Source organism: Microcystis sp. M179S2 (assembly GCF_020245805.1).
In the GTDB taxonomy this organism is placed as follows: Bacteria; Cyanobacteriota; Cyanobacteriia; order Cyanobacteriales; family Microcystaceae; genus Microcystis; species Microcystis aeruginosa.
In genome coordinates this window covers 1-10,000 of sequence record NZ_JADBUE010000387.1, presented here as the reverse complement: position 1 = coordinate 10,000, position 10,000 = coordinate 1, and the positions used below count along the sequence as shown (strand labels likewise).

At 45.2% G+C, this 10,000-nt stretch carries 9 protein-coding genes; 7 read left to right on the top strand and 2 right to left on the bottom strand.

Translation table 11 applies throughout. The annotated features are described in order from the left end of the window. Positions 1-1,704, top strand: a 1,704-nt coding sequence (locus IM500_RS24090) for an Ig-like domain-containing protein (RefSeq protein WP_287739668.1), incomplete at its 5' end; no start/stop codon positions are given. Between the two features lie 163 nt (positions 1,705-1,867). Here the strand turns inward: IM500_RS24090 and IM500_RS24085 are convergent. Next, positions 1,868-2,056, bottom strand: a complete 189-nt coding sequence (locus IM500_RS24085; RefSeq protein WP_287730878.1) for a hypothetical protein — start codon at positions 2,054-2,056, stop codon at positions 1,868-1,870. A 428-nt stretch (positions 2,057-2,484) separates the two neighbouring features. Between IM500_RS24085 and IM500_RS24080 the strand changes: the two genes are divergently transcribed. Beyond that, positions 2,485-3,096 carry a DUF3318 domain-containing protein gene (locus IM500_RS24080; RefSeq protein WP_190720284.1) on the top strand — a complete coding sequence of 204 codons (612 nt, stop codon included), beginning with the start codon at positions 2,485-2,487 and terminating at the stop codon, positions 3,094-3,096. Between the two features lie 136 nt (positions 3,097-3,232). Then, on the top strand, positions 3,233-5,344 hold the full coding sequence (gene recQ, locus IM500_RS24075) for a DNA helicase RecQ (RefSeq protein WP_190720287.1): 2,112 nt from the start codon (positions 3,233-3,235) through the stop codon (positions 5,342-5,344). A 156-nt stretch (positions 5,345-5,500) separates the two neighbouring features. Here recQ and IM500_RS24070 read toward each other — a convergent pair whose 3' ends face one another. Continuing rightward, a complete protein-coding gene (locus IM500_RS24070; protein WP_002760440.1) occupies positions 5,501-5,641 on the bottom strand; it encodes a hypothetical protein in 141 nt (46 codons plus the stop codon). 914 nt (positions 5,642-6,555) lie between these two features. Here IM500_RS24070 and IM500_RS24065 point away from each other — a divergent pair. The 4 genes from IM500_RS24065 to atpC all read left to right on the top strand — a co-directional run bounded on the left by IM500_RS24065 (position 6,556) and on the right by atpC (position 9,735). Continuing rightward, the gene (locus IM500_RS24065) at positions 6,556-6,828 is read left to right on the top strand and encodes a hypothetical protein (protein ID WP_002760442.1); all 273 of its coding nucleotides are present in this window, start codon (positions 6,556-6,558) and stop codon (positions 6,826-6,828) included. Between the two features lie 14 nt (positions 6,829-6,842). Further along, positions 6,843-7,271 carry an Imm30 family immunity protein gene (locus IM500_RS24060; protein ID WP_190720290.1) on the top strand — a complete coding sequence of 143 codons (429 nt, stop codon included), beginning with the start codon at positions 6,843-6,845 and terminating at the stop codon, positions 7,269-7,271. Positions 7,272-7,795: 524 nt separating this feature from the next. Continuing rightward, positions 7,796-9,244 carry a F0F1 ATP synthase subunit beta gene (gene atpD, locus IM500_RS24055; RefSeq protein WP_104396187.1) on the top strand — a complete coding sequence of 483 codons (1,449 nt, stop codon included), beginning with the start codon at positions 7,796-7,798 and terminating at the stop codon, positions 9,242-9,244. A gap of 74 nt (positions 9,245-9,318) precedes the next feature. Then, entirely contained in the window at positions 9,319-9,735 is a 417-nt protein-coding gene (gene atpC, locus IM500_RS24050) for an ATP synthase F1 subunit epsilon (protein WP_190723742.1), read from the top strand. Positions 9,736-10,000 lie beyond the last annotated feature (265 nt).

The window sequence follows — 10,000 nt, the reverse complement described above, 5'->3', positions numbered from 1 at the left end:
GATGTGAACGTCAGCGGCGGAACCCTGAGCGACTTCACCCAAGTGGATGGCAACAGCTATACGGCCATCTTCACGGCCGACGACGCGGTGGAAACCACCGGCTCGGTGTCCGTAGCAGCCGATAGCTACAGCGACGTGGCAGGTAACAATGGTGGAGCCGGCTCGGATACGGTGACGATTGACACGCTCAATCCTACCCTTGCAGTCGATATCGTTAATGCTTCCCTGAACGACGGAACTAACAATTCTCTAGTCACCTTTGAATTCAGCGAAGATGTCACCGGTTTTGACAACAGTGATGTGAACGTCAGCGGTGGAACCCTGAGCGACTTCACCCAAGTGGATGGCAACAGCTATACGGCCATCTTCACGGCCGACGATGCTGTGGAAACCACCGGCTCGGTGTCCGTGGCAGCCGATAGCTACACCGACGTGGCAGGCAACACCGGCTCCGCAGGCTCGGATACGGTGACGATTGACACGCTAAATCCGACCCTCGCCGTCAATATCGTTGATACTTCCCTCAACGACGGAACTAACAATTCTCTAGTCAGCTTTGAATTCAGCGAAGATGTCACCGGTTTTGACAACAGTGATGTGAGCGTCAGCGGTGGAACCCTGAGCAACTTCACCGGCAGCGGCAGCAGCTACCAGGCCACGTTCACGGCCGACGATGCTGTGGAAACCACCGGCTCGGTGTCCGTGGCAGCCGATAGCTACACCGACGTGGCAGGCAACACCGGCGGAGCGGGTACGGACACGGTGACGATTGATACCAAAAATCCGACAGTGGGCATCACCTTCGACAGCTCACCGCTCACCAGCCAGAACTTTAGCACTACGGTCACCTTCCAGTTCAGCGAAGCCGTAAGCGGTTTCGCCGCCAGCGATGTGACCCTGACCAACGGGGTGCTGAGCAACTTCACCGGCAGCGGCAGCAGCTACACCGCCACGTTCATCGCCACCAACTTCCAGTCGCCAACGGGAACAGTGGCGGTGTCCAACGACTATTTCGATACCCTTGGCAACCAGGGTGCTGCCAATTCGGCCAACATCGCCATGACTGTGGGTGGCGGTCCTGACCCGAATGATGGGCCGTCTGGAGGCAGTATTGTGATTGGCTCAGGTACAGCTGGCGCGGATTCCATCACCGGATCAACCGGCAACGACACCATCAGCGGCGGCGACGGCAACGACACCATCAGCGGCGGCGACGGCAACGACAACATCATCGGACTCGGCGCCGACATTATCAGGGGCGGCGACGGCAACGACAACATCATCGGACTCGGCGGCTTTGATCTGATCTACGGCGGATCCGGCAATGATACCATCAATGGTGGTAATGGTATTGACACCATCGTCGGCGGGTTCGGCAACGATTCCCTCACCGGTGGCGGCGGCGACACCTTCCAGTTTCTGAGCATCTACGACCGGCAGGATGTAATCACCAACTTCAACGACACCATTGTGTTCGATATAACCGGTGCCAGCGCCTTCACGTCCTTGGGTAGCGTGTCTTTGGGAACCACAACCTACACTGGTGCAATTGCTGGCGGTTACCTCACCTACAGCGGCGGGGTACTCTCCTACGATGCCGATGGCTCTGCGGGATCAACCTTCAGTCCGTTGGCGATCGTCACGTTGACCGGAACTCTCACCCCCACCCTCTCCGACACCAAAGTGCTGTTCCAGAACCTCTAGCTCAAGCAGGCATTCCCCGCCTTATTTCTCCGGCCCCTGCTGGCCATTATTGCGGGGAATGTTCTTAACTTCTTCTGCTCTGCACCTGCTTACCTGCTCTGGTTTTGAGCCAGTCCGTAGGTTGGGTTGAGCGAATCAATAGGTTAAAGAAAACCTCTCAATTTTAGGGGAAAGCGAAACCCAACATTTCAGTCCGTAGCGACTGTATCGCCAGTTCGTTGATCAGGTTCGGCTTCACCTTCCCGTTAACGTAGTCGCCAGCTTCCGCAAACGCTTTCAGTGTCGCCTCGATAGCGGCGACCTGTTCGGGTGTTACTTGGAGTTGGCAAGATACGGTCAGGACTTGTTTCATCCCCTCATTAATAATAGACCTCTTGTAAAAATAAAAAATTGTTGTTAGGGTTAGGCTTCGGCCGTGAGCTTTTGCGTTCGACAAAAGCTCACGCCGAGGTCCGAACGGAGTCAGTAGTCAGTAGTCAGTAGTCAGGAGAATTAAGAATGAATAATAATCAATTAAACGGTCTATTTCCAGATTTTATGTAATTTAATCCTTGTTTTTGCCGTTTTTGAATCCTCAAAAATTAATTATGCAAGAGGTTTAATCAAAACATGAGGATTTTGAGAAAGATGCAAGAATTTATGGGCGATTTTTGGGGCATCGAACCCCTCAAAGCCGAACGGTAGGGACTGACGCGGTTTCGTTGAGAAAATTGTCGGAAAAGAGATATTAGCTCAGAAAGCGATTATACTCAATGATCGAAGACTATTGACCGGCGATCGATGAACCAAGACAACGAGATTAGTCACTTACTAGACCTCATGCCTGCTTCGGGACGGATGATGACGCGCATTGTCAGCAAACCCGAAAGCACCAAGGTAATCGAAACTAATTTTCCCCTGCCCTGGCAAAGAGGAGTCAGACCGATTCCAATTAATTTTGACCTCTGGCGGCAATTATCAAGACCCCAACGGGATCTAGTCTTGTTAAGGGCCGTCTCTGTTTTAACGGCAGTAAAATGGTTTAAACCCGATCTCGATCGATTAATTGCTCTGGCTGGTATGATCGGTTTAACCGTGGAAACCCTGCAAACCGATGCCGTCGGTATGGCAGTAGCGGGGGGTTTAACTGCCTTGGCAATTAACCGGATTTGGCGAGAAAAACGCAGCCCCCAACGGGAATTAGACGCGGATGAAGCGGCCCTAAAAGTGGCTGTTAGACGCGGTTACACGGAAACCGAGGCCGCTAAGGGTTTATTATCGGCTATTGAGACTATAGCTGAAATTGAGGGGCGATCGAGTCTCAATTTTAACGAGTTATTGCGCTGTCAAAATCTGAAAAAATTAGCCAATCTCTCCTTTGTTGGTGTTCCCGATCAGGTGAGACAATCTTAAGGTCAGGAGTCAGGAGTCAGGAGGCAATAGGTAATCTCCCTCCCTCTGTCACCCATTCCGGCGTTCCCTGTTCCCTAAAATCAGAGAGTCTGTAAACTTAAAATAACTACTATAAAAATATTTTTCCCCTTGCTCAATGGCTGCAATTGACTCTTTAGAAAAAGCCTTAAAATATCACTTTGGCTACGATCAATTTCGACCGAATCAACGCCAAATAATTGAGGCTGCTTTAAATAATCAGGATTTATTAGTAATTATGCCCACCGGAGGCGGTAAATCTCTCTGTTTTCAGCTACCTGCTTTAATCAAAAAAGGGGTGACGGTGGTGGTTTCTCCCCTAATTGCTTTAATGCAGGATCAAGTAACTGCTTTAGCTGATAATGGCATCGGGGCAACATTTCTCAATAGCACTTTAAACGCGAAACAAGTCAGAGAAAGAGAATCTTTAATCCTGCAAGGAAAAATTAAACTGTTATATGTCGCCCCAGAAAGATTATTATCGCCTAGTTTTTTAGATTTTTTAGCTGTTATTGATAATTACCTCGGTTTAGCCTGTTTAGCGGTGGATGAAGCTCACTGTGTCTCCGATTGGGGTCATGATTTTCGCCCTGAATATCGACAAATTAAACAAGTTCGTCAACGCTTTCCCTCCGTGCCAATTCTGGCTTTAACTGCCACCGCTACCCAACAGGTTAGAGAAGATATTATCCAACAATTAGGATTGCGAGATACTTCCATTCATATTGCTAGTTTTAATCGTCATAATCTTTATTATGAAGTTCAACCTAAAACCAGTAAATCCTATCAGCAATTGTATCAATATATTAAAGGACAAAAAGGAGCAGGAATAGTTTACTGTATCAGCCGCAAAACCGTCGATAAAGTTGCTGAACAGTTACAAAAAGATGGTATTAATGCCCTACCCTATCACGCGGGTATGGAGGATCGGGAAAGAAGTAAAAATCAAACCCGTTTTATTCGGGATGATGTGCAGATTATGGTGGCGACAATTGCCTTCGGTATGGGGATTAATAAACCCGATGTGCGCTTTGTCGTTCATTATGATTTACCCCGCAATTTAGAGGGATATTATCAAGAATCTGGCCGCGCCGGTAGGGACGGAGAACCGGCTAAATGTACCCTCTTTTTTAGCTTTGCAGATGCCAGAAAAATTGAGTATTTTATTAACCAAAAAACCGAGCAAAATGAACAACAGAAAGCTCGTCAACAATTGCGACAGGTGTTAGATTATGCTGAAGGGACTGAATGTAGAAGATCGAGCGTACTAGGTTACTTTGGAGAAAGTTTTTCGGGTAACTGTGGTAACTGTGATAACTGTCGGAATGGGAACAATTCTGAGGATTGGACGATCGAAGCACAAAAATTTTTATCCTGTGTGGCGCGGACGGGACAGAAATTCGGTATGATGCACATAATCAACGTACTCAGGGGAGGAAAAGGTGAAAGAATCAGCCAATATCAACATCATTTATTATCTACTTATGGCATCGGTAAAGATAAAACTGTGCAGGAGTGGAAACGTTTAAGTCGTTCCCTTGTCCAGCAAAATATATTAGTAGAAACTGAAGACGATTTTAGAATCTTGAAACTTAATCAACACAGTTGGGAAGTGATGCGGAAACAACGTTCCGTGTTTATTGCCGTCCCCCAGAAAGCTAACGGTCAAATCGTGGGAGACGACAATCCCAATATGGTGGAAAGTGATTTATTATTCGAGCGCTTGCGGCAACTGCGGAAAAAAATTGCCGATAGTCAAGGGGTTCCTCCCTACGTTATTTTCCATGATTCTAGTCTGCGTTTGATGGCCCAATCGAAACCCCGGAATTTGGGGCAGTTTCGTCAAATTTCTGGAGTAGTACACAGTAAAGTACAACAGTATGGGGATATATTTATAGCGGCAATTAATGATTTTTGTCAGGATAGTCTTCCCTCTACTCAATTCCTCACTCTCCAATACTATCAAGATGGGTTGAATGCGGAAGAAATCGCTCGCAAAAGAAGCTTAAAAGTCTCAACCATCTATGAACATTTAGCTAAATTGCTAGAAGCGGGTTACGAAATTGATATTAATCAGTTAGTCTCTAAAAATAAACAGGAATATATTCGTTTAGTGATCGAAAAAGTGGGTGATCGATCCCTGAAAACTCTCAAAGAAAATCTGGGAGATAATTATAGTTATGAGGAAATTAAATTAGTTGTTGCTTGGCAAAGACGACCCCGGCAATAAGGCCAGAGCAACTCTTTTGATGCAACCCTCCACTTTACAGGCAATAGGCAATAAATAATCAGTTTTTAATAACCGGATTTAGTATTACAACCAGTGGGTTAATCGGCTCAAAAATTGCTTTTTCTGGGGTTGAAAAATTTTCAACCCCAATTTTTATCATCCAGGAAAAATAACTTCTAGGGGAGCGGGAATCATCTCGCTACGAAAGTCAAGAATCTGGACGAGGATTAAATAGGCAACGGCGATTAAAATCGAAATTGCTCCCGTGATAATGGCGATAATTTTAGCAGAATTCATATAGTTAAACGTTAATTTCCTCAGATTATTGATCTATTCCCGCAAAAGCTACCGAAATTTATTCTCATCTACGATTGCGAGCCTAAACAATTTAAACTGAATATATCTTACAGCACAATTCTCCGAGGCGATCGAGAGGAGGAAAATCTTTACCGAATCAAGGTTAGTTACGGTTAAAGAGATTTTGCCATCAGTTCCACGAAAGAATAGGGTTTATCAGCTAGGAGAACATTCAGAATTTTGACTAATCCCGAACTGAGGTTCAGGTTGAAACCCAGTTTGACGAGAGATAGTCCTTGCGGCTCAGTGTATAGATTAACATCTATGGTAAAGCTTACAATTATTTGTTATTTGAATCTAGACAACCAGCAAAACCCTTGCTATAATCGACAGTATATGGTATAAGACCAATTACATCCACTGCATCCGCATCGGTATCCTCAAAGTTGATCAACCTCGCTTTGTTTTAAGGTAGGCTAAGGTCTGCCTTACTTTTTTGGGTTGGGAAGCACTGGAGTTGGGGGAAAAGAGGAAAATGGGTCATTAAAGCTTAATTATCAGGAAAAAGCTCTGATCGTGTCTAAATTCTAGCTTTCTTTCGGGGCAAGCTTTCGGGTGATCAATAACTAACAGAAACTAAATTTTCGAGTTGTTGTTAGAAAATAGGCGAGCGCTCGCTTATAAAATAAGAGTTTCAGCACTTATGTGTTGACAGGGATTTTCCGAGATAGAAGAGCGATAAGATTTTTATTCACCTATGATAAACCTATGGCCTAAAATAATCATAAGGAGACAACATCACTCAATTTAAACTACTGACAGGAGAAGGAAAAGTCGGGACATACGGCGACTTGTTAAAATTAGGTAGTAGAGGAGATAACTTAACCCCTCATCATCTACCATCCAATGCGTATATGAAAGCGAAAATCAAAGGTTACACAACTAATCAAGGAATTGCTATCATGATGGAACACTTATCCCCCGGAAAAGGAGGTCGTCATCGTCAAACCTTATCTTATGGTAAAAGTCCAGACTTAACCCTTTCCCCTCGACAAACCTTAGCACAAGAAGTTTGGGATATTCGCTCAATTTATCTAGGTCAAGGATTATATAATGCAGATATTAGAAAGGGATTACAAGAACTCATTCAACTTAATAAAACTACCTGGTCAACCTTTTTTGATTAAGGAGCAACAACCCCATGAATTTAATAAAAATCCTACAAGAGAATCGCTTAATGAAAACATCCCAAGAAATTAACTTATTTGAGGAAACATTAGAAAAACTTACCAAATATCCTGATGATAAACATTTAAAAGACTTACATCTTATCCTAGATGATAACTGTGAACATCCTGAAATTATGTTTAGTTTAGTGCATTTTTTAGAAGATTTTGAACCCCAACAACAAATACAAGCTTTTATTGAAGTGATTCCTCAATTAATGATAACTGCACCAGAATGGACAAAAATCATTCACTATCGAATGATTAATGATGAATCTGCTGTTAAAATTTATCAGAATAGTCTGGAATTAGCCAATCAAAAAACACCTCATTTTTTGTATCAACTTTTACTAGAAAGCGTCAAAAATTATATTAATTCATCCTCGGAGGTCATCTTAACCTAAATTTTTGTATGACTTATAGAAATTAAAATGATATTTTGGTATCTGTAATCCCTTAAAAAATGTCGCTTTTTCTGGCATTTGTTCAACCTTGATTAATTTAATTTGAGACTCAGCGACTTCCCCCAACCCCCCAAAAGCTTGGATTGAGTAATAAAATCAAAAGTAAACGCCAATTTTAAAAGAAAGTTTCCCCTTAAAAATCCCAACCTATATCTTGAGCAATTAAACCCTCGACACTGTGGCCATCTTCTCCTTGAGACATGAGGTAACGTTCAATTAAAGGCAAACCCCTGTGTTTGTCAAGCAGGGAGCGGGAAGCGGGGAGTGGGAAGCGGGAAGTGGGGGGAACAAATAAAATAATCTCCTGTCTCCGAGTCTCGTGACGACCGACTGCTGAGGGCTGATAGCGAAAATAACTGATCTGATCCCCTAGCGTGATAAGCTGTGTATTGGCTAATTTTACAAAAAATTAAGACTTTCCCCTTGTGGGAGTTATCAGCTAAAACCCAGAGTAGACATAAACAATGGTAGCGACAACAGAAACTAACGTTGGTAAAATCGTCCAGATCATCGGTCCTGTCATCGATGCCGAATTTCCCAGTGGCAACCTGCCCCGTATTTATAATGCCTTAACCGTAAAAGGAACTAACTCCGCCGGTCAAAATCTATCGGTTACTTGTGAAGTGCAACAGTTACTCGGTGACAACCAAGTGCGCGCCGTTGCCATGAGTACCACCGATGGTTTAGTGCGCGGTATGGATATCGTGGATACCGGCGCAGCGATTAGCGTTCCCGTGGGTAAATGCACCCTCGGTCGGATTTTTAACGTTCTTGGTGAACCCGTGGACGAAAAAGGACCGGTTAACGTCACCGAAACCTCTCCTATTCACCGTCCCGCTCCCAAATTAGTCGATCTTGAAGTAACACCGACGGTTTTTGAAACCGGTATCAAGGTGATTGACCTGCTCACCCCCTACCGTCAAGGGGGCAAAATCGGCCTCTTTGGGGGTGCTGGTGTGGGCAAAACCGTCATTATGATGGAATTAATCAACAATATCGCCATTCAACACGGGGGTGTCTCGGTTTTTGGCGGTGTGGGTGAAAGAACCCGCGAAGGAAACGACCTCTACAACGAGATGATCGAATCGAAGGTAATCAACGCTGATAACCCCGAAGAATCGAAAATCGCCCTCGTTTACGGTCAGATGAACGAACCCCCCGGAGCGAGAATGCGCGTCGGTCTCTCCGCTTTGACCATGGCCGAATACTTCCGCGATGTCAACAAGCAAGACGTACTCTTATTTATTGATAATATCTTCCGTTTCGTGCAAGCTGGTTCGGAAGTATCGGCGCTCCTCGGTCGGATGCCTTCTGCGGTAGGATACCAACCCACCCTCGGTACTGATGTAGGCGACCTGCAAGAGCGGATTACCTCCACCAAAGAAGGATCCATCACTTCCATCCAAGCGGTCTATGTACCCGCGGATGACTTGACTGACCCCGCTCCCGCTACTACCTTCGCTCACTTGGACGGAACAACTGTACTATCCCGTGGTCTGGCTTCCAAAGGTATCTATCCGGCGGTAGATCCCCTCGGTTCCACCAGCACCATGCTCCAAGCTGATATCGTCGGTGATGAACACTACGGCACCGCTCGCGCCGTCCAATCTACCCTGCAACGCTATAAAGAGTTACAGGACATCATCGCTATTCTCGGTTTAGACGAATTGTCGGAAGAAGATCGTCTCACCGTTGACCGCGCTCGCAAAATTGAGCGTTTCCTCTCGCAACCTTTCTTCGTGGCCGAAGTTTTCACCGGTTCCCCGGGTAAATACGTTACCCTCGCTGATACGATCAAAGGCTTCCAGATGATCCTCAAAGGTGAACTCGATCGCTTACCCGAACAAGCGTTCTATATGGTCGGCAATATCGATGAAGCGATCGCTAAAGGCGAAAAACTCAAAAAAGGCTAATTAAAAGTCAGTAGTAACCGCTAAACGCGGTTACTTAACCCAGAAATCTGCCAAAATTATCGTTATTATCACCAATGAGCATTACAGTACGGGTTATTACACCCGATCGCATTGTCTGGGATAACGTGGCTGAAGAAGTAATCCTACCCAGTTCCACGGGACAATTAGGTATTCTTAGCGGTCACGCTCCTTTATTAACTGCCCTGAATATTGGCGTAATGCGAATTCGACCGGGGAAAGACTGGGAAAATATCGCGGTTTTGGGCGGTTTTGCTGAAGTCGAAAATAATGAGATCAAAGTCCTCGTTAATGGGGCGGAATTAGGCTCAAAAATCGATAAAGAAAAAGCTCGCACCGAATACGAACAGGCCCAAACCCGTCTCGATGAAGCCAGCAAAGGGGATGACCGTCGCAAAACTATCCAAGCGCAACAATCATGGCGCAAAGCTCGCGCTAGATACCAGGCCGCTGGCGGTTTAGTATCGCTTTAAACCCAACCAAATCAAATTAAATTAAAGCAAAATCGGGCGGGTTTATATAAACCTACCCGATTCTTTTTCAGTTATCAGTTATCAGATTTGAGGTTTCAGTGAATACTGTTAAGTAGGTGGGTGGAATTAAATATAAGATGAACGTAGGTTGGGTTGAAGCATGAAACCCAACGCCCGCATGGGTTACGCTACCGCTAACCCATCCTACAAATAATTGTGCCTCCCTACTTATTAAGAAGTTGCTGTTCTCCTGCTGAGCGGTGAT

Excerpts from the sequence above, each read along its gene's own strand:
- IM500_RS24085 (WP_287730878.1), bottom strand. The coding sequence starts at position 2,056 with ATGAAACAAGTCCTGACCGTATCTTGCCAACTCCAAGTAACACCCGAA.
- IM500_RS24080 (WP_190720284.1), top strand. The coding sequence starts at position 2,485 with ATGAACCAAGACAACGAGATTAGTCACTTACTAGACCTCATGCCTGCT.
- recQ (WP_190720287.1), top strand. The coding sequence starts at position 3,233 with ATGGCTGCAATTGACTCTTTAGAAAAAGCCTTAAAATATCACTTTGGC.
- IM500_RS24070 (WP_002760440.1), bottom strand. The coding sequence starts at position 5,641 with ATGAATTCTGCTAAAATTATCGCCATTATCACGGGAGCAATTTCGATT.
- IM500_RS24065 (WP_002760442.1), top strand. The coding sequence starts at position 6,556 with ATGAAAGCGAAAATCAAAGGTTACACAACTAATCAAGGAATTGCTATC.
- IM500_RS24060 (WP_190720290.1), top strand. The coding sequence starts at position 6,843 with ATGAATTTAATAAAAATCCTACAAGAGAATCGCTTAATGAAAACATCC.
- atpD (WP_104396187.1), top strand. The coding sequence starts at position 7,796 with ATGGTAGCGACAACAGAAACTAACGTTGGTAAAATCGTCCAGATCATC.
- atpC (WP_190723742.1), top strand. The coding sequence starts at position 9,319 with ATGAGCATTACAGTACGGGTTATTACACCCGATCGCATTGTCTGGGAT.